Raw genomic sequence first — 21,199 nt, 5'->3', positions numbered from 1 at the left:
ACAAGTCCCGGCGCGGGGGTGGTGCTCCGGGGCCGTCCGGGTGGCAGCATCGAAAGCGACGGCGAACGGAGGAGCAAGCGATGTCGAGCTCGGGCCAGCACACCCGTTTCGCGCCGGACCGCGGCCTGACCAGCCGCATGGTGGCGACGATGTTCGTGATCGGGCTGCTGTACGTCGGTTTCACCGGTCTGCTGATCGCGCTGCTGCGCGGCGCCTGGCCGCTGATCGTCCTGATCTCCGGCGGGCTGTTCGTGGCCCAGTTCTGGTTCAGCGACAAGATCACCGAGCGGGCCATGGGCGCCCGGCCGGTGAGCCCGGAACAGTACCCCCAACTCCACGGCACGATCGACCGGCTCTGCGCCCTGGCCGACATGCCCAAACCCCGCGTGGCGGTGGCCGACACCGACATGCCCAACGCCTTCGCCACCGGCCGCAACCCGCAGAACGCGGTGGTGTGCGTCACCACCGGGCTGCTGCGCCGACTCGAACCGGAGGAGCTGGAGGGCGTCCTCGCCCACGAACTCTCCCACGTCGCGCACCGGGACGTCGCGGTGATGACGGTGGCCGGCTTCCTCGGCGTGCTCGCCGGGGCCATGACCCGGCTCGCCATGTACGGCGGGTTCATGGGCGGCGGGCGCAACAACAACGACCAGAACGCGGCCATCCTCGCGCTGGTCATCCCGCTGGTGTCGATGGTCGTCTACGCCATCAGCTTCCTGCTCACCCGGCTGCTCTCCCGCTACCGCGAACTCGCCGCCGACCGGGCCGCCGCCCAGCTCACCGGCCGACCCAGCGCCCTGGCCTCGGCACTGACCAAGGTGACCGGGCAGATCGCGGCGATCCCCACCAAGGACCTGCGCCAGGCGCAGCCGTACAACGCCTTCTACTTCGCCCCGGCGCTCAGCGCCAAGGAGACGGCCTCGCAGCTGCTCTCCACCCACCCGTCGCTGGAGAAGCGGCTGGAGCAGCTGGCGAAGATCTCCGAGCAGCTGGGCCGCTGAGCCCTCCCCCGACCCGGAAAGGACCGCCGTGGGATTCCTCGACACCCTGTTCGGCCGCACCAAGCCCGTCAAACCCGACCTCGACCAGCTGTTCGGCATCCCCTCCGCCGCCCTCACCCTGGAGGCCGGCGCCGGGTTCCTCCCCACCGGGCTGGGCTCCGTCTGCTTCGCGGCCGTCGAGGGCGCGGCCTTCGTCCAGGTCGAACAGCAGGTGCGGGCCCTGCTGGACGCCGACACCGAGCGCGGCGGCGTCCCGGTCGAGGCCTCCAAGGACGGCTACGGCTACTCCTGGCTCCTCGCCCGCCACCGCCCCGAGGAACTCCCCGAGCTGGTCAACGACCTGCACGCCGTCAACAGCGAGCTGGAGGCCAACGGCTTCGGGCCGCAGCTGCTCTGCTCGCTCGTGGGCTTCCGCAACGCGGAAGGGCAGTCGCTGGCCCTGGTCTACCTCTACAAGCGCGGCACCTTCTACCCCTTCGCCCCGATGCCCGGCGGCGGCGAGCGCCGCAACAGCCCCCTGGAGCTCCAGATCAACGCGATGCTCGGCAACGACCTGCGGCTGGAGAAGGACCTCAGCCGCTGGTTCCCCCTGTGGGGCGCCCCGGGCATGGCGGACTGAGCATGGGACGATCCCCCGGTGACTCCACTCGTGAACCGTGACCGATCGCTTGAGGAGCTGGAGCACGACCGTTGGCCAGCTCCGTCGGGCAACGGGACCCGCCTGATGGCAACCGCGCACCTGCTTCGCCGGAAGCCGATCGGCGAGCTGAACGTCGAGGACCTGCGTCTGCTGATCGGACAGGACGTGGGCCTTCCCTACCTCCTGCCCCTGGCCCTGGAGGTGCTCCGGAATGATCCGATGGCCGAGGGCGACATGTACGAAGGCGATCTGCTGGCCGCCGTACTCTCCAGGAGTCCGGAGAGCTGGCACGACTCGCCCGAACTCCGGCGTGAGCTCCGCCTGATCGTCTCGGAGCTGAGTGGCCTCACACCGTCCCTCGAACAAGCGGTGGAGCACTTCCGAGCGTTGTGATTCCTCGCTCGGGCCCGGGGGAGCCGCCCCGGCTTCGGCACTCCCGCCTGCGCACCGATCCCACCCCCAGGACTCGTGATCGCCCGTACTCTCCCACACGGTTGACCGTCCGTAGACTCGCGGGCATGCGCAGCCGCCAGTACGGACCAGACCTCACCCCTCCGTGGAAGAACCAGGCCCCCGCCCCGGAGGTGCCCGCGGAGCGGGACCTGGTGGTGGAGGAGGCGGCCACCGGGTACTGCGGGGCGGTGGTGCGGTGCGAGAAGACGGCGGAGGGGTTCACCGTCACCCTGGAGGACCGTTTCGGCAAGCACCGGGTGTTCCCGATGGTCCCGCGCGGCTTCCTGCTGGAGGGGCGCGTCGTCACCCTGGTGCGCCCCGTCGCCGCCTCCGCGCCGCGCACCCCGGCGCGGACGGCCTCCGGCTCGCTCGCCGTCCCCGGTGCGCGCGCCCGGGTCGCCCGCGAGTCCCGCATCTACGTGGAGGGGCGGCACGACGCGGAGCTGGTCGAGCGGGTCTGGGGCGACGACCTGCGCATCGAGGGCGTGGTCGTCGAGTACCTCCAGGGCATCGACGACCTGCCCGCCATCGTCGCCGAGTTCGCCCCGGGCCCCGGCCGCCGCCTCGGCGTCCTCGTCGACCACCTGCTCCCGGGCACGAAGGAGCACCGCATCGCCGCCCAGGTCACCGGCGACTCGGTCCTGGTCGTCGGCCACCCCTACATCGACATCTGGCAGGCCGTGAAACCCTCCAGCGTCGGCATCCCCGCCTGGCCCGCCGTCCCGAGGGGCGAGGACTGGAAGGAGGGCACCTGCCGCCGCCTGGGATGGCCGGTGGACACCCCGGCGGCGTGGAAGCACATCCTGTCGAAGGTGAACTCCTACAGGGACCTGGAGCCCGAACTCCTGGGAAGAGTCGAAGAGTTGATCGACTTCACCGCCCTGCCCGACTGACCCCGCCGTGCGTATATCCTATTCTGGAAAGAGATATACGCCGCCCTGGGAGGTCCGATGTCCCGCACTGTGATCGATCTCGACGACGAAGCGCTCGCCGACGCGGCGCGCTACCTCGGCACCACCACCAAGAAGGACACTGTCAACGCCGCGCTCCGGGAGATCGCGGATCGCAGACGCCGCGCGGCCGCGCTCGCCCGCATGCGGCAGATGGTGGCCGACGGCGACATCGACTTCTCCGTCATCGGCTACCCGGAGGAGCCGGGCGAGGCCGGTAGGTCGGCCGCATGAGCGAGGAGTTCCTGATCGACACCAGCGCCCTGGTGCGGCTGATGCGCGGCCAGACCGGATCGGCTTGGGATGAGGCGGTCACCGCCGGACTGGTGCTGCTGTGCGAACCCGTACGCCAGGAGTACCTGCGGGCGGTGGGCGGCCGAACCACCTATTTCGAGGCGGTCGGCCTGCTGCGGGAGCTCTTCCCGTACCAGCACCTGCGGGACGACGTCTGGCAGGTGGCCTCTGAACTGCAGGAACGGCTCGCGCAGTCGAGTCGGCACCAGTGCGCCAGCCCGGTCGACCTCCTGGTGGCCGTCACCGCAGCCCAGCACAAGCTCACCGTTCTCCACCAGGACGCCGACTTCGAGACCATCGCCGGACTCACCGGCCAGCCCGTGCGACGGATCTGCTAGGGCGTGTCTTGACACGCCCTAGTCCACCAGGTCACGCACGACCGCGTCCGCCAGCAGCCTGCCCTGGAGGGTGAGGGTGGCGCGGCCCCGCTCGTAGGTGTCCGGTGCCAGGAGGCCGTCCGCCAGGTGGCGGGCAGCGGCCTTGAGGCCCGTCTCGGTGAGCAGGTCCAGGGGGATGCCCTGCTCCAGCCGCAGCTCCAGGAGGATGCGCTCCACCCGGCGGTCCTCGTCCGTGAGGACCTCGCGGGCCTGGGCCGGGGTGCGGCTCTCCGCCAGGGACCGGGCGTAGGCGGCGGGGTGCTTGGCGTTCCACCAGCGGACGCCGCCGACGTGGCTGTGGGCGCCCGGGCCGGCGCCCCACCAGTCGGCGCCGGTCCAGTAGAGCTCGTTGTGGCGGCAGCGGCCCTCGGGGGTGGTGGCCCAGTTGGAGACCTCGTACCAGGAGTAGCCGGCGGCGGTGAGGGCCTGCTCCGCGATGAGGTAGCGGTCGGCGTGGACGTCGTCGTCGATCATCGGCAGTTCGCCGCGCTTGACGCGGGCCGCGAGGCGGGTGCCGTCCTCGACGATCAGGGAGTACGCGGAGACGTGGTCGGGCCCGGCGCCGATCGCGGCGTCGAGGGAGGCGCGCCAGTCGTCGTCGCTCTCGCCGGGGGTGCCGTAGATGAGGTCGAGGTTGACGTGCTCGAAGCCGGCCGCGCGGGCCTCGGCGACGCAGGCCTCGGGGCGGCCCGGGGTGTGGTGGCGGTCGAGGAGCTGGAGCACGTGGGGGCGGGCGCTCTGCATGCCGAAGGAGACGCGGTTGTAGCCGCCCTCGCGCAGTTCGGCGAGGTAGGCCGGGTCGACGGACTCCGGGTTGGCCTCGGTGGTCACCTCGGCACCGTCCGCGAGCCCGAACTCCTCGCGGATCGCGGCGAGCATCTTCACCAGGTCCCGGGCGGGCAGCAGGGTCGGCGTGCCGCCGCCGAGGAAGACGGTCTGCACGGGCAGGTCCGCGTCCCCCAGCACCCGCCGCGCGAGGCGGACCTCGGCGACCACGTTGTCCGCGTACGTCTCCTGGGAGGCGACGGCGCCGGAGGAGCGCAGCTCGGTGGCGGTGTAGGTGTTGAAGTCGCAGTAGCCGCAGCGGCTGGCGCAGTACGGCACGTGCAGGTAGAAGCCGAACGGCCGCGAGCCCAGCCCGGTGAGGGCGTGCGCGGGCAGGGAACCGTCGGACGGCACCGGGTCGCCGTCGGGGAGTGCGGAGGGCATGAGCCCATTGTCCCGTACGGCCCGAGTGAACCCCGCCGGGCCGTACGGGAGGGCGCGGTCAGGCCTCGTTGGCGCCCGCGTACATCGCGGTGACGGCCTCGGCGTACACCTTCTCGACCACCGGCCGCTTGATCTTGAGGCTCGGGGTGAGCTCGCCGTGCTCGATGTCGAGGTCGCGCGGGAGCAGGTGGAACTTCTTGATCGTCTGCCAGCGCTGGAGGTCGCCGTTGAGGGTGCGGACGAAGCCGTCGATCAGCGCCAGCACGGACGGGTCGGCCGTGACCTCGGCGTAGGACCTGCCGGCCAGACCGTGCTCGACGGCCCAGGGCATGATCACGGCCTCGTCGAGGCCGATCAGCGCGGTGCAGTAGTTGCGGCCGTTGCCGATCACCAGGATGTTGCTGACGAACGGGCAGATCGCCTTGAACTTGCCCTCGACCTCGCTGGGCGCCACGTACTTGCCGCCGGAGGTCTTGAACAGGTCCTTCTTGCGGTCGGTGATCTTCAGGAAGCCGTCCGCCGTGAGCTCGCCGATGTCCTCGGTGTGGAACCAGCCGTCGGCCTCCAGCACCTCGGCGGTCTTCTCCGGCAGGTTGTGGTAGCCGCGCATGACGCCGGGGCCGCGCAGCAGGATCTCCCCGTCCTCGGCGATGCGGACCTCGCTGCCGGGCAGCATGGTGCCGACGCTGCCGATGCGGACGTCCTCGGCGTGGTTGACGCAGATGCCCGCGGAGCTCTCGGTCAGGCCGTAGCCCTCCAGGACGGGCACGCCGATGCCGGCGAAGAAGTACCCGATCTCGGGGGCCAGGGCGGCGCTGCCGGAGACGGAGCCGCGCATCCGGCCGCCGAACGCGGCGCGGATCTTGCCGTACACCAGCTTGTCGGCGATCGCGTGCTGCACCCGCAGGCCCAGCGGCGCGGCGTCGTGGCCGCTGGCGGCCCGGCTCGCCTGGGTGGCCTTGGCGTACTCGCGGGCGGTGCGGGCGGCCCACATGAAGATCTTGTACTTGGCGCCGCCCTCGGCCCGGGCCTTGCCGGCGATGCCGTTGTAGACCTTCTCGAAGATGCGCGGGGCGGAGGCCATCATGGTGGGCCGGACCACGGGCAGGTTGTGGATGATCCGGTCGACCCGGCCGTCCACGGCCATCACGTGGCCGGTGGCGATCTGCCCGCAGATCAGGCTCTTGCCGAAGACGTGCGACAGCGGCAGCCACATGAACTGCACGTCGTCGCCGCGCAGCAGCCCGCTCTGCTCCTGGGCGCGGCCCTGGTAGGCCCAGCAGTCGTGCACCAGGCGCACGCCCTTGGGGCGGCCGGTGGTGCCGGAGGTGTAGATGAGGGTGGCGAGCTGCTCCTTGTCGAGGGCGGCGACGGCCTTCTCTATCGTGTCCGGGTGCCCGGCCAGGTACTCGGCGCCCCGGCGCTTGAGCTCGTCGAAGGTGAGGACGGTCAGGGAGCCCGTCTCCTGCGGCACCTCGCCGTCGAAGAGGACGGCGGTGCGCAGCTCGGGCAGCTGGCCGAGCTCGCCGACGACCTTGGCGAGCTGGGCGGGGTTCTCCACGAACAGGGCGCGGGAGCCGGAGTCGGAGAGGATGTACGCCGTCTCGTCGGCGTTGGTGCTCGGGTAGATGGCGGTGGTGGCCGCCCCGGCGCACATGTTGCCCATGTCCGCGACGATCCACTCCAGCCGGGTGGAGGACATCAGGGCGACCCGGTCCTCCGGGGCGATGCCCAGCTCCAGCAGGCCGGCGGCCACCGCGTACACCTGCTCGGCGGTCTGCGCCCAGGTCACCGAGCGCCACTGCTCCGCCCCGGGGGCGCCGTCGGCGGCGTGCTCGTCGACCGGCGCGGGGTAGCGGTAGGCCTCACCGTTCGGGGTGGCCGCGACGCGGTCCAGGAACAGGTGGGCGACGGAGGCGGGACGCCCGGCGACGATGTCGGCGCTGCCGGAGCCGATCAGGGACTGAGCGGAACTCAACGAGGACCTCCGGGGGCGGGTGGCCGTTCGAGGGACTGGAGGAACGGCGCCGTGGGGGCGGCGGCCGGGCCCCGCCCGAAACCGGCGTGACACCGGCGCGGTACCGGCCAGTAACAAGGGGGCACCAGCAGCCTAGGGGGAAACCGGTCATTCCGTAAGGGGGCGGGCCCAGGCGGCACCCCACCGTGACCTGGGTGCCGGGGCACTTCCGGTGACCGCGCGGGGGTCCGGCGGCGGAGGGTACGGCAAAGGCCTGGCAAACTCCCGCGCTGATCCCGTGAATCACCCGTACGAGCCTCACGAGGCACGAGAATTGGGATGCGAACCCACCCGCCGACGACAAGAGTGTGCCAGTGCTGATCAGACTGCTCAGGGCGTACCTGCGCCCCTACTCCCGACCGATCGCCCTGCTGGTGCTGCTCCAGCTGGTCTCGACCCTCGCCGCGCTGTACCTGCCGACGCTGAACGCCGACATCATCGACAGCGGTGTGGTCAAGGGCGACACCGGCTACATCATGCGTGTCGGCGCCGTGATGATCGGGGTGACGATCATCCAGGCGCTCTGCTCCGTCGGCGCCGTCTACTACGGCGCCCGCACCGCCATGGCCTTCGGCCGCGACCTGCGCGCCGCCGTCTTCGACCGGGTGCAGAGCTTCTCCTCCCGCGAGACCGGCCAGTTCGGCGCGCCCTCGCTGATCACCCGCACCACCAACGACGTCCAGCAGGTCCAGATGCTCGCCCTGATGAGCTTCACGCTCATGGTGGCCGCGCCGATCATGTGCGTCGGCGGCATCATCATGGCCCTCAACCAGGACGTCCCGCTGTCCGGCCTGCTGCTGGCCGTCATCCCGGTGCTCGGCACCGTCGTCCTGCTGCTGGTGCGCGCGCTGCGCCCCAAGTTCCGCAGCATGCAGGCGAAGATCGACACCATCAACCGGGTGCTGCGCGAGCAGATCACCGGCATCCGTGTCATCCGCGCGTTCGTCAAGGACGGCCACGAGCAGGACCGGTTCGCCGACGCCAACCAGGACTTCACCCACACCGCCCTCCAGGTCGGGCGGCTGATGTCCTTCATGTTCCCGGCCGTCATGCTGGTCGTGAACGTCTCCAGCGTCGCCGTGCTCTGGTTCGGCGCCATGCGCATCGACAGCCACGACATGGAGATCGGCGGCCTCACCGCCTTCCTCTCCTACCTGATGCAGATCCTGATGAGCGTCATGATGGCCACCTTCATGTTCATGATGGTGCCGCGCGCCGAGGTCTGCGCCGAGCGCATCGACGAGGTCCTCGCCACCTCCTCCAGCGTCGTCCCGCCCTCCGCGCCCGTCGACGAGGTGCTGAACCGGGGCAACCTGGAGCTGCGCGAGGTCGACTTCCGCTACCCCGGCGCCGAGGCGCCCGTGCTGCGCGGCATCGACCTGACCGCCCGCCCCGGCGAGACCACCGCCGTCATCGGCTCCACCGGCAGCGGCAAGTCCACCCTGCTCGGCCTCGTCCCCCGGCTCTTCGACGCCACCTCCGGCCAGGTCCTGCTCGGCGGCGTCGACGTGCGCGAGCTCTCCCCCGACGCCATCGCCGAGACCGTCGGCCTCGTCCCGCAGAAGCCGTACCTGTTCACCGGCACCATCGCCGGCAACCTGCGCTACGGGAAGCCGAACGCCACCGACGAGGAGCTCTGGCACGCCCTGGAGGTCGCCCAGGCCAAGGAGTTCGTCGAGAAGCTCCCCGAGGGCCTGGACGCGCCCATCGCCCAGGGCGGCAGCAACGTCTCCGGCGGCCAGCGCCAGCGCCTGGCCATCGCCCGCGCCCTGGTGCGCAGGCCCGACGTCTACCTCTTCGACGACTCCTTCTCCGCCCTCGACTACGCCACCGACGCCAGGCTCCGCAAGGCCCTCGCCCGCGAGACCGCCGACGCGGCCGTCCTGATCGTCGCCCAGCGGGTCTCCACCATCCGCGACGCCGACCGGATCATCGTCCTCGACGAGGGCGCCGTCGTCGGCAGCGGAACCCACCACGAGCTCATGGCCGACAACCCGACGTACCGGGAGATCGTGCTCTCCCAGCTCACCGAGCAGGAGGCGGCGTGACCACCCCCGACAAGGCCGTGCCCGAGAAGGACGCCGCCGAGAAGAACGGCGCCGAGAAGGGCGACGGACTCCCCAGCGACTCGCAGGCCGCCGCCGCCCGCAGAGGCCCCGCCGGGCCGGGCCGGTTCATGGGCGGCCAGGGCACCGAGAAGTCCATGGACTTCAAGGGCTCCGGCAAGCGCGTCCTCGGACTCCTGCGCCCCGAACGCGCCCTGCTCTCCGGCGTCCTGGGCCTCGGCGTGCTCAGCATCGGCTGCGCCGTCACCGGCCCCAAGGTCCTCGGCGACGCCACCGACCTGATCTTCGCCGGCGTCGTCGGCGAGCGCTTCGGCCCCGGCCTCACCAAGGAGCAGGCCGTCGACGGGCTGCGCGCCCACGGCGAGGGCGGCGTCGCCGACCTGCTCTCCGCCGTCCACTTCACCCCCGGCGCGGGCATGGACTTCGGCGCCATCGGCCGCATCCTGCTCTGGGTGCTGGCGATCTACGTCGCCTCCGCCGTGTTCGGCATCGTCCAGGGCCGCCTCGCCACCACCGCCATCCAGCGCGCCGCCTTCCGGCTGCGCCAGGACGTCGAGGCCAAGCTCGCCCGGCTGCCGCTGAGCTACTTCGACCAGCAGCCGCGCGGCGAGGTGCTCAGCCGGGTCACCAACGACATCGACAACATCGGCCAGTCGATGCAGCAGACCATGGGACAGGTCGTCAACTCGCTGCTCACCGTGGTCGGCGTGCTCGCGATGATGTTCTGGATCTCCCCGCTGCTGGCGGTGATCGCCCTCGTCACCGTCCCGGTGTCGGTGGTCGTGGCCGCCAAGGTCGGCAAGCGGGCCCAGCCCCAGTTCGTCCAGCAGTGGGCCTCCACCGGCAAGTTGAACGCGCACATCGAGGAGATGTACACCGGGCACACCCTGGTGAAGGTGTTCGGCCGGCAGAAGGAGGCCGCCGCGACCTTCCAGGAACACAACGAGGCGCTCTACCAGTCCAGCTTCAAGGCCCAGTTCATCTCCGGGATCATCCAGCCCGCGATGATGCTCATCGGCAACCTGCAGTACGTGCTGGTCGCCGTGGTCGGCGGCCTGCGGGTGGCGAGCGGCTCGCTGTCCATCGGCGACGTGCAGGCGTTCATCCAGTACTCGCGGCAGTTCAGCCAGCCGCTCACCCAGGTCGCCAGCATGGCCAACCTGGTGCAGTCCGGGGTCGCCTCCGCCGAGCGCGTCTTCGAACTGCTCGACGCCCCCGAGCAGACGCCCGAGCCGGCCATGCCCGAGAAGCCCGACGCGGTGCGCGGGCGCGTCTCCTTCCAGGACGTCGCGTTCCGCTACGAGCCCGACAAGCCGCTCATCGAGGACCTCTCCCTCAAGGTCGAGCCCGGCCAGACGGTCGCCATCGTCGGCCCCACCGGCGCCGGCAAGACCACCCTGGTCAACCTGCTGATGCGCTTCTACGAGGTCAGCGGCGGCCGGATCACCCTCGACGGGGTCGACATCGCCGCGATGTCCCGCGAGGACCTGCGCTCGGGCATCGGCATGGTCCTCCAGGACACCTGGTTGTTCGGCGGCAGCATCGCCGACAACATCGCGTACGGGGCCGACGGCGCCACCCGCGAGCAGGTCGTCGAGGCGGCGAGGGCCGCGCACGTCGACCGGTTCGTCCGGACGCTGCCGGAGGGCTACGACACCGTCATCGACGACGAGGGCACCGGCGTCAGCGCGGGCGAGAAGCAGCTGATCACCATCGCCCGGGCGTTCCTCGCCCAGCCGTCCATCCTGGTGCTCGACGAGGCGACCAGCTCCGTCGACACCCGTACCGAGGTGCTGATCCAGCGGGCCATGGCCCGGCTGCGCACCGGGCGGACCAGCTTCGTGATCGCGCACCGGCTCTCCACCATCCGGGACGCGGACGTGATCCTGGTGATGGAGAACGGCTCGATCGTCGAGCAGGGCACCCACGAGGAGCTGATCGCCGCCGACGGCGCCTACGCCCGGCTCTACCAGGCGCAGTTCGCCGAGGCCGTGGCCGAGGTGGACTGACCCCGCCCGCCAGGTACGACGAAGGGCCCGTCCGGCGCGGACGGGCCCTTCGTTCGTGCTGCTACTTCTTGTCCTTGGGCGCCTCGGCGTCGGTGGACAGCGCGGCGATGAAGGCCTCCTGCGGGACCTCCACGCGGCCGACCATCTTCATCCGCTTCTTGCCCTCCTTCTGCTTCTCCAGCAGCTTGCGCTTGCGCGAGATGTCACCGCCGTAGCACTTGGCGAGGACGTCCTTGCGGATCGCGCGGACCGTCTCGCGGGCGATCACCCGGGAGCCGATCGCGGCCTGGATCGGCACCTCGAACTGCTGGCGCGGGATGAGCTTCTGCAGCTTGCCGGCCATCATCACGCCGTAGCTGTAGGCCTTGTCCTTGTGGACGATCGCGGAGAAGGCGTCCACCGGGTCGCCGTGCAGCAGGATGTCGACCTTGACCAGGGCGGCGGTCTGCTCGCCGATGGGCTCGTAGTCGAGCGAGGCGTAGCCGCGGGTCTTGGACTTCAGCTGGTCGAAGAAGTCGAAGACGATCTCGGCGAGCGGCAGGGTGTAGCGCAGCTCGACGCGGTCCTCGGACAGGTAGTCCATGCCCTGGAGGTTGCCGCGGCGGGACTGGCAGAGCTCCATGATCGCGCCGACGAACTCGTTGGGCGCGAGGATGGTGCCGCGCACGATCGGCTCGTACACCTCGGCGATCTTGCCCTCGGGGAACTCGCTCGGGTTGGTGACGGTGTGCTCGGTGCCGTCCTCCATGATCACCCGGTAGACCACGTTCGGGGCGGTGGAGATCAGGTCGAGGTTGAACTCGCGCTCCAGGCGCTCCCGGATGATCTCCAGGTGCAGCAGGCCGAGGAAGCCGCAGCGGTAGCCGAAGCCGAGGGCGACGGAGGTCTCCGGCTCGTACACCAGGGCGGCGTCGTTGAGGCGCAGCTTGTCCAGGGCGTCGCGCAGCAGCGGGTAGTCCGAGCCGTCCAGCGGGTACAGGCCCGAGAACACCATCGGGCGCGGGTCCTTGTAGCCGCCCAGCGCCTCGGTGGCGCCCTTGTGCATCGAGGTGATCGTGTCACCGACCTTGGACTGCCGGACGTCCTTCACACCGGTGATGATGTAGCCCACCTCGCCGACGCCGAGGCCGTCCGCGACCTTCGGCTCGGGCGAGATGACGCCGATCTCCAGCAGCTCGTGGGTGGCGCCGGTCGACATCATCGCGATGCGCTCGCGCTTGGTGAGCTGGCCGTCCACGACACGGACGTAGGTGACCACGCCGCGGTAGGAGTCGTACACCGAGTCGAAGATCATCGCGCGGGCCGGGGCGTCCTTGACGCCGACCGGGGCCGGAACGGTGTTGACGATGTGGTCGAGCAGGTCCTCGACGCCCAGGCCCGTCTTGGCGCTGACCTGGAGCACGTCCGAGGGGTCGCAGCCGATGATGTGGGCGATCTCCGCGGCGTACTTCTCCGGCTGGGCGGCCGGGAGGTCGATCTTGTTGAGGACCGGGACGATCGTGAGGTCGTTCTCCAGCGCCAGGTAGAGGTTGGCGAGGGTCTGCGCCTCGATGCCCTGGGCCGCGTCGACCACCAGGATGGTGCCCTCGCAGGCCGCCAGGGACCGGGACACCTCGTACGTGAAGTCCACGTGGCCCGGGGTGTCGATCATGTTGAGGATGTGCGTCGTCCCGGCGTCCGGCCCGGTCCTCGGCGCCCACGGGAGGCGGACCGCCTGCGACTTGATGGTGATGCCGCGCTCGCGCTCGATGTCCATGCGGTCGAGGTACTGGGCGCGCATCTGCCGGGGGTCGACGACACCGGTGATCTGCAGCATCCGGTCTGCGAGCGTCGACTTGCCGTGGTCGATGTGGGCGATGATGCAGAAGTTGCGGATCAGCGCCGGGTCGGTACGGCTGGGCTCTGGCACATTGCTGGGGGTCGCGGGCACCTTGGTCCGATTCTCCGTTGGTCCGTCCGGGGCCGGGGGCCTGGTCATCGCTGACCGGTCTCCCCGGGGACCGGACGGTCTCGTCCGATCGAAAGAGTTCCTCCCATCCTCCCACGACTGCGGGCGGGGGCACCCTCCGGGGACTTCCCCTCCCCCACGGCCCCCCGGCCGGTTTGGGTCGCGCGGCGGGCCCCTGGTAGCGTGGTCAGCTGCACCTGGCCCCGGCATGCCCTCTCAGCACGGCCGGAAGCCGCGTGGTGCAACCCCGTTCAACTCCTTAGACAGACTGAGGCTCCTTCGTGGCGAACATCAAGTCCCAGATCAAGCGCAACAAGACCAACGAGAAGGCGCGCCTGCGCAACAAGGCCGTCAAGTCCTCGCTGAAGACCGCTCTGCGCAAGGCCCGTGAGGCCGCTGCCGCCGGTGAGACCGAGAAGGCCACCGTGCTGGCCCGTGCCGCCTCCAAGGCGCTCGACAAGGCCGTGAGCAAGGGCGTCATCCACGCCAACCAGGCCGCCAACAAGAAGTCGGCCATCACCAAGCGCGTCAACGCCGCCCAGGCCTGACCCGCCCGGGGGCTCCGCCCCCACCCCGCCGCGGGACGTTCCGGCCCTCTACCCGGACCCCGAGGCGTGCGAGACCTCGCACCGCACGCGGCCTGCGTTCGCCACGCGGGTGCGGTGCACAGAGACTGACCGGAAGCGCCGCTCACAGGCCTTCCTCCACTGCCCGCCCGGTACACACCGGGCGGGCAGTGCGCGTTTCCGCCGCCCGGCCGCCGCGGGGCCGCCCGCGGCACGCTCGGCGACCACACCCCCTGCCCCCACTTCCGTCACGGATCGATCACAGCAGCCACACGACCACGGCATCCGTCGATACGGTCCGTCCACCACGACCAGCACCACCTGCCCAGGGGACCCCATGCGCCGCGCCGCTCTCGCCCTGCTCACCACGATCACCGTCGCCGGCCTCGCTGCCTGCGAGCCGGCGGCCACCACCTCCGGCGGCACGGGAAGCGCCACCACGGCGGCGGCCGCCGCGGCATCGCCCGTCGGCGGCACACCGGCGGCGCAGCCCCCTGCCAAGGTCGGCACGCTTCCCGATCTCGTCGGCAAGGGCCTGCAGACCGCCCAGGACACCGCGCAGGCCGCCGGCTTCCACAACCTCACCTCACACGACGCTCTGGGCCGTGACCGCAACCAGATCGCCGATCGCAACTGGAAGGTCTGCACCCAGACACCCGCCCCCGGGGAGCAGGCCGCCACCGCGAAGATCGACCTCGGCGCCGTGAAGCTGGACGAGACCTGCCCCGCACAGGACCAGGGCGCCGGCCACCCCACGAAGGCCGGCACCACCGTGCCGGACTTCAAGGGCAAGGCCGTGAACGTCGCACGGGACTCGCTGCCCGGTTCGACCTCGATCAGCGTGAAGGACGCCTCCCCGCAGAACCGCATGGTGCTCGTGCAGTCGAACTGGCAGGTCTGCACCCAGGACCCCGCCCCCGGCACGGCCCTGACCGGCCAGCCGGTGACGATCAAGGCCGTGAAGTTCGGGGAGTCCTGCCCCTGACGCGGCGCGCCCCCGTCCCGCCGGGCCGCCCGGTCAGTACGACGGGCGGGAGCCCGCCCGGGCGGCGCGGGCCACGGCGACCACCGCGCGCTCCAGCGCGTACGCCGGGTCGTCCGAGCCGCCCTTGACCGCCGCGTCCGCCTGGGCGATCGCCGTCAGCGCGGCGGCCACGCCGTCGCCCGTCCAGCCGCGCATCTGCTGGCGCACCCGGTCGACCTTCCACGGCGGCATGCCCAGCTCGCGGGCCAGGTCGCCCGGGCGCATGTTCCGCCCGGCCGAGGCCAGCCGGCCGATGCTGCGCACGCCGGAGGCCAGCGCGTACGTGATGCCCGTCGGCGGCTGGCCGACCGCCAGCGCCCAGCGCAGCCGCTCCAGCGCCTCCGCCGCGCGGCCGGTGACCGCCAGGTCCGCCACCTCGAAACCCGTCGCCTCGGCGCGGCCGCTGTAGTAGCGGGCCACCACCGTCTCGTCGATCGTCCCCTCGACGTCCGAGGTCAACTGGCTGCAGGCGGCGGCCAGTTCGCGCAGATCGCTGCCGAGGGAGTCCAGCAGGGCCTGGCAGGCCTCCGGCGTCGCCGAGCGGCCGAGGTTGCGGAACTCGCCCTTCACGAAGGCCAGCCGCTCGCTCGCCTTGGCCAGCTTCGGGCAAGCCACCTCGCGCCCACCCGCCTTGCGGCCGGCGTCCAGCAGGCCCTTGCCCTTGGCGCCGCCCGCGTGGACGAGCACCATGATCACCTCGTCGGCCGGGGCCTCGATGTACGCCTTGACCTCCTTCACGGAGTCGGCGGAGAGGTCCTGGGCGGCGCGCACCACGATCACCTTGCGCTCGGCGAACAGCGAGGGCGTGGTCAACTCGGCCAAGCTGCCCGGCTGCAGACCGCCGGGCGGGATGTCCCGCACGTCCGTGTCCGGGTCCGCCGCCTTCGCGGCCGCCACCACCTGGGCGACCGCGCGGTCCAGCAGCAGCTCCTCCTGGCCGACCGCGAGGGTCAGCGGGGCGAGCAGGTCGTCGGGTGCACTCTTCCTGGCCATCGCCTACCAGCATCCCACGCCCCGACGACAGTGCCCCAGAATGTCCGGGTGACCGAGAACGATCCCCACACCCGCCAGCTGCTCGTCCTCCCCGACCGCGACGCCGCCGAGGAGGCCGCCGAGACCCTCGCCGCCGAACTCCCCGGCCTCGACCAGCCCGAGATCGTCCGCGACGCCCTCGCCGGGGAGGACGACGCCGAGGACGCCCAGTGGCTCGTCGTCCTCGACCCGCCCGCCGACGGCTGGACCCCGGCCCTCCTCCACACCCTCGACACCCTCGCCGCCACCCACGAGGGCTGGCGCGAGACCGCCTGACCTCTCGCCCCCTCCGGGGAATCCCGTGATCACGGCGGTTGCTTCCCCCCGCGTCAGCAACTGCCGTGCGGAGGGGGCCTTTCAGATGCGTGCCGTACAGATCGACCGGTTCGGGACACCCGACGTCCTCACGATCGTCGAAGCCCCCCGGCCCGAACCGGGCCCGGGGGACGTCCTGATCCGGACCGTCGCGACCAGCCTCAACCCCGTCGACGACAAGACCCGCGCGGGCGCCATCGCCGGGCTCACCCTGACCGGGCCCATGACCCTCGGCTGGGACCTCGCCGGCATCGTCGTCGACGGCGGCGACAGCGCCTTCGACCCCGGCGACCGCGTCATCGCCATGTCCCACCAGCTCTCCACCGGCCGCGGCACCTGGGCCGACCTGGTGTCACTCCCTTCCTCCTCCGTAGCGCCCGCCCCCGACACCGTCAGCCTCCCCGAGGCCGCCACCCTCCCCCTGCCCGGCCTCACCGCCTGGCAGACCCTCGACTGGCTCCGGCTCGCCCCCGGCCAACGCCTCCTGATCACCGGCGCGGCGGGCGCCGTCGGCGGCCTCGCCCTCCAGATCGCCGCCGCCCGGGGCATCACCGTCGACGCCCTCGTCTCCCGCTCCGCCCAAACCGCCTTCGCCCACGACCACGGCGCCGCCTTCGCCACCACCGACCCCACCGCCCTCACCCCCCGCACCTACGACGCCGTCCTCGACACCTACGGCGCCTTCCTCACCCCCGCCGTCACCGAAGCCGTCACCGACGGCGGCCGCCTCGCCTCCATCGCCACCGAAGCCGGCCCCGTCCCCGACCTCTCCCCCCGCGCCATCCGCACCACCACCCACCAGGTCCACGAGGACGGCCCCTCCCTCACCGCCCTCACCCACCTCGTCAACGCCGGGGCCCTCCACCCCCGCCTCCACACCACCTACCCCCTCCACCACCTCCACCCCGCCCACACCCACCTCCACACCGGCAGCCTCCCCGGCAAGATCGCCATCACCTTCTGACCCCTGCCCCGCCGAGAAGCCCGCGACCGAAATGGACAGACGGGCCGGAACCTTGACCGTCAGGCGTCCCAGGCACTCACAACCGGCTCCGACCACCCCGCCGCCGTCGCTGCGAGATCCACCGGCAACAGGGCCGCCAGGAGCGCACGGCCATCCGCAACAGCCTTCAACGCGGCCTGGAGGGCTTCGTCCTTCGTGTCGAACATCCCGTCACCCGCGGTCTCGTTGTGGGGAGGCTCGCCGACCTCGCCGACCCACTGCGACGCACCCGGCCACACCCGGACACGGGTGAGGCGGGAAGCCTCCGGCAGGCCGGTGACGCCACGGGCGGCGGCTTCCTTGATCACGTCTTCGATGGTCATGCTCGAACTCTCCTCATCTCGGCCAGTGCGGCGTCCAGCCGCGCGAAACGTGCCCCTTTCGGCGGTGTGCTCCGGGCGAGCCCGGAGCACACCGCAACAGTTCACTCCCCCGCCCCCTGCGCGGTCGGGGGAGGTAGAGCGAGGGTCGCCTCGGCGGAGCGCGCCCCGAATGCACGCCGCCATGAACGCGCCATCTGAGGCAGGTGACCGGAGTGCATCATCCGCACCGCCGCCTGCGCTCGGCGCGCGAGTGGATGTGCCGACCTTGCCACGCCGACCGCATGTCGCCACTCCGATCCACGCATCTGCGCTGGCCACGGGCCGACAGGCGACCGTTCGCACCCATATCGAATCCGACGACTGGCGCCTGGCCGGTTAACACCCACAGCACATACCATTGTTGATGATCCATCAGGATGCGTCGGGGGTCGCTGCTACACCATTTCCCAGGGCGGACCGGTCGGGCCGGCCGCCGACCTGGGAGGGCAAGGTCCATGGCACCCAAGGGATTTCACTACGTCCGCGGTCACATCCGACGCAATCCGAGTCCGCGGATCAAGAAGACCAGCGGCTGGCTCATCGCCGCACTCGTGGTCGGAGGGCTGTGGCTGTACGGGCTGGGAGACGACGGAGCCGCGACCACTGGCACCAACCCGAGCACCACCGCACCGGCCTCCGCCCCGGCGGCGGGCCACTGATGCGCCGAAGGCTCCGCCGGTTCGGACTGCGGCCTCCTCGCACGACGGCCGAGCGCGTCGCCGCAGCCGTCATCGTCCTCGTCGTCCTCTCATGGACCGTGAAGGGGCTGCGGTGGGTGGCCACCGATGGCCTGCCCGTGCTCGCGGCCCTCGTAGGCCTGGCCGGGGCAGGCCTGGCTTTCTGGTGGTGGCTGAGGCGAGCGGGCGCGGCCTCGCGCCGTCGGCGACTTGCCTCGCTGCGGCTCAGCCTCGCCCAGCTCGACGCGATGGACGACAGGCAATTCGAGTTCGCCCTGCGTGACCTGCTTCTACGGGACGGCATTGACGCCCGACAGGTCGGCCGGCAAGGCGACCAGGCCGCCGACGTGATCGGACAGGACCCTCGGTGGGGCCGAATCGTCGTGCAGGCCAAGCACACCAGGGTCGCCGGCAAGGTCGGTTCGCAGGTCCTGTACCAGGTCAAGGGGACGGCTGGCCCCGTGCACCGCGCCGATGTCGCGGTGGTCGTCACCAACGGCTCCTTCACGCGCGATGCCAAGGCGTGGGGCGACAAGCACGGCATCCACTGGGTGGACCGGGAAGCCCTGCGGCGCTGGGCAGAAGACGGCATCTCACTGCCCGAACTACTACGTCTGCCCCGGCGGGGCCGGCTCAGGACAGCTGCATGACGAGCACGGCGCGGACGTGCGACGTGGTTCCCTCAAGGGCGATGGCGATGGGCGTAGCAAGAATGGCCCTGGCGGTTAGGGGAGCACTGCCGCCGCAGAAGTGGGTGTCGCGTGCGGGCGGGGCTTGTGGGGTTCGTGGGTGGGCGGGTGGGGGTGGATGGCGGCGGCGAGGGTGGGTGGGGAGTCGCCGGTGATGGCGATGTCGCCGGCGCGGTCGGTGCGGAGCACGGTGGCGCCGAGGGTGTGGAGGTGGTCGAGGGTGCGGGTGGAGGGGTGTCCGTAGCTGTTGCCCTCGCCGCAGGAGATCAGGGCGAGGCGGGGGTGGAGGGCTCCGGTCAAGTCCCAGTCCTGGTGGGCGGAGCCGTGGTGGGCGACCTTGAGGACGTCCACCCTTCCGACGCGGCCGATCAGGGCTGATTGAGCTGGGGGTTCGAGGTCTCCGAGTAGCGCCAGCCGCAGACCGCCGGCGAGGGTCACCATCAGGGCGATGCTGGCGTTGTTCGCGCCTGGAGCGGAAGGGAGCGAGCCGGGGTCGGGCCACAGGACGTCCCAGGAGAGGCCCGGGCTGGCCGAGCGGCGTTCGCCTCGGCCAGCGCGGAGCAGCGGGACGCCTGCGCCCGCTGTCCAGGCCGCCACACGGGCGGCTTCGGTCGGTGGATCGTCCAAGGTCGTGCCCTCGACGGCGCCGACCTGGCGGCCGCGCAACACGCCTGGCACGCCTTCGACATGGTCGGCGTGGAAATGCGTCAGCAGGAGGAGCGGTACCTGCGTGACCCCGAGGTCGCGGAGGCAGCGGTCGGCGGCGCCTGGTTCGGGGCCCGCGTCGATCACCACTGCACGGTCGGGTTCGTCCGTCGCAAGGACCAATATGTCTCCCTGGCCGACATCGCACATCACCATCCGCCACCCTGGGGGCGGCCAGCCCGTGGCGATCCGGGTGAGTTGCGGCGGGCGTAGGAGCACGCTGAGGAGGACCACCAGCAGGACACCGGTCACCGCGACTCGGACCCATCGGCGGCGTTCAGGAGCAGGTCGGCGGGGCAGCAGGAGCGGCGCCGCCCAGCAGGTGGCGAGGGCTACCAGCGCGACCGTGATCACCCCGAACCAGCCACCGGGCCAGGACAGTTGGCCGCCCGGTAGCTCCGCGCCCCAGCGGGCGACCTGGGCGAGCCAGGTGACCGGCACGCCCGCTGGTTCGGCGAGCAGGCGGGCGACGCCTGGGAGGACGGGCTGCAGCACCAGCACGCCGAAGCCGAGCAACGTCGCCGGGGCGACGGCCAGTTCGGCGAGCAGGTTGCACGGAATCCCAACCAGGCTGATGTGCCCGGACAGTACGACCGTCACGGGCGCGCACAACGCCTGCGCCGCCGCCGCAGCCGCGAAGGCGCCCGCCAGGTGGTGCGGCCAACGACGGGCACGCAGCGCCTCCGCCCAGTGCGGCCCGAGCACGAGCAGTCCGGCCGTGGCGAGGACGGACAGCAGGAAGCCGAACGACCGCGCCAGGAAAGGGTCCAGCAGGACGAGGACCAGGACGGCGCCGGCGAGCGCGGGCACCGCCTGACGGGGACGCCCGGTGGCCAGGGCCAGTATCCCGATCAGCCCCGTCCCGGCCGCCCGAAGCACGCTCGGCTCAGGTCGGCAGACGGTGACGAAGGCCAGGATCAGCCCCGTACCGAGCAGCGCGCTGGTGCGCAGCGACAGGCCCAACACCGGTGCGAGTCCAAGCCGTTCGGCGGTTCCCGCCTGCCCGGGGGCGCCGAGGAGCACACCGAGGACGATCGCCAGGTTGGCCCCGCTGACGGCCACCAGGTGCACCAGGTCGGTGGCCCGGAAGGCCTCGTCGAGGTCCTCGGGCAGCCGCGAGATGTCGCCGACGACCAAACCGGGCAACAGCCCCCGCGCGTCCGGCGGCAGCCCGTCGCTGGCCGTGCGCAAGCCCTCGCGCAGCCGCCCGGCGATCCGCTGGATCACATCCGGCGGCGCGAGCTGCTTCGGGGCGCCGTGTACGACGAGCAGCGCCGCAGCCTCCGTGCCGCGCCCCTCCCCCGGTGGCCGGACCTCGGCCTCGACGGAGAGTCGTTCGGACGGGAGCAGCCGCTGCCAGGCCCCGGCCTCGGGGCCCCGGGCCATGACGGTCACGGGCGTGGCCGTCCCAGTGGCCCTTCCGCTGAACAGGACGATGACCCGGTCGGCCATCGCCTCCACGGTGACGAGCGACTGCCCGCCGCCCGTACCGCCCTGGGAGGTGTGGACCTTCGGGTCACCCGTGACGGTCAACTCCGCCTCCACCCATGAAGGCGAGGCCGCACGGGCGAGCCCCGGCAGCGGCCCCCGGTGGAGGTCAGCCGTGTGCAGCGGTGTCGCGATCGCGGCCGCCGCCGAGGCGAGCAGGACGGCGGCGAGCGTCGCCACGGCCCCGTGCCGGTGCCGGGGCCGCCTGAGCAGGAGGACGGCCGCGAGGACGGCGGCTCCGGCCGCCGTGAGGAGGAGGACCTCGTACCCCGGCCCCACCGGCAGGAGCACCGCGGCGACCATCCACGCCGCGACGGCGGGCAGCAGCAGCCGAAAGTCGGTGGCCGTGGCAGTGGCAGTGGCGGTCATGGCGA

At 71.6% G+C, this 21,199-nt stretch carries 20 protein-coding genes; 14 read left to right on the top strand and 6 right to left on the bottom strand.

Annotated elements, in window-relative coordinates; all coding sequences use genetic code 11:
• Positions 1–80 precede the first annotated feature (80 nt).
• The 6 genes from htpX to ACIRRS_RS25030 all read left to right on the top strand — a co-directional run bounded on the left by htpX (position 81) and on the right by ACIRRS_RS25030 (position 3,676).
• Positions 81–1,001, top strand: coding sequence for a zinc metalloprotease HtpX (htpX, locus tag ACIRRS_RS25055; protein WP_402974779.1), 921 nt, complete (start codon positions 81–83; stop codon positions 999–1,001).
• 28 nt (positions 1,002–1,029) lie between these two features.
• On the top strand, positions 1,030–1,620 hold the full coding sequence (locus tag ACIRRS_RS25050; protein WP_402974777.1) for a hypothetical protein: 591 nt from the start codon (positions 1,030–1,032) through the stop codon (positions 1,618–1,620).
• A gap of 18 nt (positions 1,621–1,638) precedes the next feature.
• Positions 1,639–2,034, top strand: coding sequence for a contact-dependent growth inhibition system immunity protein (locus tag ACIRRS_RS25045; protein WP_402974774.1), 396 nt, complete (start codon positions 1,639–1,641; stop codon positions 2,032–2,034).
• A gap of 125 nt (positions 2,035–2,159) precedes the next feature.
• Complete coding sequence (locus ACIRRS_RS25040; RefSeq protein WP_402974771.1) at positions 2,160–2,987, top strand: DUF3097 domain-containing protein; 828 nt, start codon at positions 2,160–2,162, stop codon at positions 2,985–2,987.
• Positions 2,988–3,044: 57 nt separating this feature from the next.
• Complete coding sequence (locus tag ACIRRS_RS25035; protein ID WP_402974768.1) at positions 3,045–3,278, top strand: type II toxin-antitoxin system VapB family antitoxin; 234 nt, start codon at positions 3,045–3,047, stop codon at positions 3,276–3,278.
• Entirely contained in the window at positions 3,275–3,676 is a 402-nt protein-coding gene (locus ACIRRS_RS25030) for a PIN domain nuclease (protein WP_402974765.1), read from the top strand. Before ACIRRS_RS25035 ends, ACIRRS_RS25030 begins: the two co-directional genes overlap by 4 nt.
• An 18-nt stretch (positions 3,677–3,694) precedes the next feature.
• Here the strand turns inward: ACIRRS_RS25030 and hemW are convergent, their stop codons facing one another.
• Both hemW and ACIRRS_RS25020 read right to left on the bottom strand, forming a co-directional pair.
• The gene (gene hemW, locus ACIRRS_RS25025; RefSeq protein ID WP_402974762.1) at positions 3,695–4,924 is read right to left on the bottom strand and encodes a radical SAM family heme chaperone HemW; all 1,230 of its coding nucleotides are present in this window, start codon (positions 4,922–4,924) and stop codon (positions 3,695–3,697) included.
• Positions 4,925–4,982: 58 nt separating this feature from the next.
• On the bottom strand, positions 4,983–6,902 hold the full coding sequence (locus ACIRRS_RS25020) for an AMP-dependent synthetase/ligase (protein ID WP_402974759.1): 1,920 nt from the start codon (positions 6,900–6,902) through the stop codon (positions 4,983–4,985).
• Between the two features lie 353 nt (positions 6,903–7,255).
• On the opposite strand from ACIRRS_RS25020, the gene ACIRRS_RS25015 reads away from it, so the two are divergent.
• Complete coding sequence (locus ACIRRS_RS25015; RefSeq protein ID WP_402974756.1) at positions 7,256–8,989, top strand: ABC transporter ATP-binding protein; 1,734 nt, start codon at positions 7,256–7,258, stop codon at positions 8,987–8,989.
• A gap of 128 nt (positions 8,990–9,117) precedes the next feature.
• Positions 9,118–11,016 carry an ABC transporter ATP-binding protein gene (locus tag ACIRRS_RS25010; RefSeq protein ID WP_402975078.1) on the top strand — a complete coding sequence of 633 codons (1,899 nt, stop codon included), beginning with the start codon at positions 9,118–9,120 and terminating at the stop codon, positions 11,014–11,016.
• 61 nt (positions 11,017–11,077) lie between these two features.
• Here ACIRRS_RS25010 and lepA read toward each other — a convergent pair whose 3' ends face one another.
• Complete coding sequence (lepA, locus tag ACIRRS_RS25005) at positions 11,078–12,946, bottom strand: translation elongation factor 4 (protein ID WP_402974753.1); 1,869 nt, start codon at positions 12,944–12,946, stop codon at positions 11,078–11,080.
• A gap of 299 nt (positions 12,947–13,245) precedes the next feature.
• Between lepA and rpsT the strand changes: the two genes are divergently transcribed.
• Together rpsT and ACIRRS_RS24995 are read left to right on the top strand one after the other, a co-directional pair.
• Complete coding sequence (gene rpsT / locus ACIRRS_RS25000) at positions 13,246–13,512, top strand: 30S ribosomal protein S20 (protein WP_402974750.1); 267 nt, start codon at positions 13,246–13,248, stop codon at positions 13,510–13,512.
• Between the two features lie 355 nt (positions 13,513–13,867).
• Positions 13,868–14,515, top strand: a complete 648-nt coding sequence (locus ACIRRS_RS24995) for a hypothetical protein (protein ID WP_402974747.1) — start codon at positions 13,868–13,870, stop codon at positions 14,513–14,515.
• 33 nt (positions 14,516–14,548) lie between these two features.
• Here ACIRRS_RS24995 and holA read toward each other — a convergent pair whose 3' ends face one another.
• A complete protein-coding gene (gene holA / locus ACIRRS_RS24990; RefSeq protein WP_402974745.1) occupies positions 14,549–15,547 on the bottom strand; it encodes a DNA polymerase III subunit delta in 999 nt (332 codons plus the stop codon).
• 48 nt (positions 15,548–15,595) lie between these two features.
• On the opposite strand from holA, the gene ACIRRS_RS24985 reads away from it, so the two are divergent.
• Both ACIRRS_RS24985 and ACIRRS_RS24980 read left to right on the top strand, forming a co-directional pair.
• The gene (locus tag ACIRRS_RS24985; protein ID WP_402974742.1) at positions 15,596–15,862 is read left to right on the top strand and encodes a hypothetical protein; all 267 of its coding nucleotides are present in this window, start codon (positions 15,596–15,598) and stop codon (positions 15,860–15,862) included.
• Between the two features lie 85 nt (positions 15,863–15,947).
• A complete protein-coding gene (locus ACIRRS_RS24980; RefSeq protein ID WP_402974739.1) occupies positions 15,948–16,865 on the top strand; it encodes an NADP-dependent oxidoreductase in 918 nt (305 codons plus the stop codon).
• Positions 16,866–16,924: 59 nt separating this feature from the next.
• On the opposite strand, the gene ACIRRS_RS24975 is transcribed toward ACIRRS_RS24980, so the two are convergent.
• A complete protein-coding gene (locus tag ACIRRS_RS24975) occupies positions 16,925–17,227 on the bottom strand; it encodes a hypothetical protein (RefSeq protein ID WP_402974737.1) in 303 nt (100 codons plus the stop codon).
• Positions 17,228–17,721: 494 nt separating this feature from the next.
• Here ACIRRS_RS24975 and ACIRRS_RS24970 point away from each other — a divergent pair, with 494 nt between their 5' ends.
• Positions 17,722–17,925, top strand: coding sequence for a hypothetical protein (locus ACIRRS_RS24970; protein ID WP_402974734.1), 204 nt, complete (start codon positions 17,722–17,724; stop codon positions 17,923–17,925).
• The gene (locus tag ACIRRS_RS24965; RefSeq protein ID WP_402974731.1) at positions 17,925–18,593 is read left to right on the top strand and encodes a restriction endonuclease; all 669 of its coding nucleotides are present in this window, start codon (positions 17,925–17,927) and stop codon (positions 18,591–18,593) included. Before ACIRRS_RS24970 ends, ACIRRS_RS24965 begins: the two co-directional genes overlap by 1 nt.
• Positions 18,594–18,668: 75 nt before the next feature.
• Here ACIRRS_RS24965 and ACIRRS_RS24960 read toward each other — a convergent pair whose 3' ends face one another.
• Positions 18,669–21,194, bottom strand: coding sequence for a ComEC/Rec2 family competence protein (locus ACIRRS_RS24960; protein ID WP_402974729.1), 2,526 nt, complete (start codon positions 21,192–21,194; stop codon positions 18,669–18,671).
• Positions 21,195–21,199 lie beyond the last annotated feature (5 nt).

Origin of the sequence: Kitasatospora sp. NPDC101183 (assembly GCF_044767945.1) — a bacterium.
Lineage (GTDB): Bacteria > Actinomycetota > Actinomycetes > Streptomycetales > Streptomycetaceae > Kitasatospora.
This window is presented reverse-complemented; position numbering and strand designations above follow the sequence as displayed.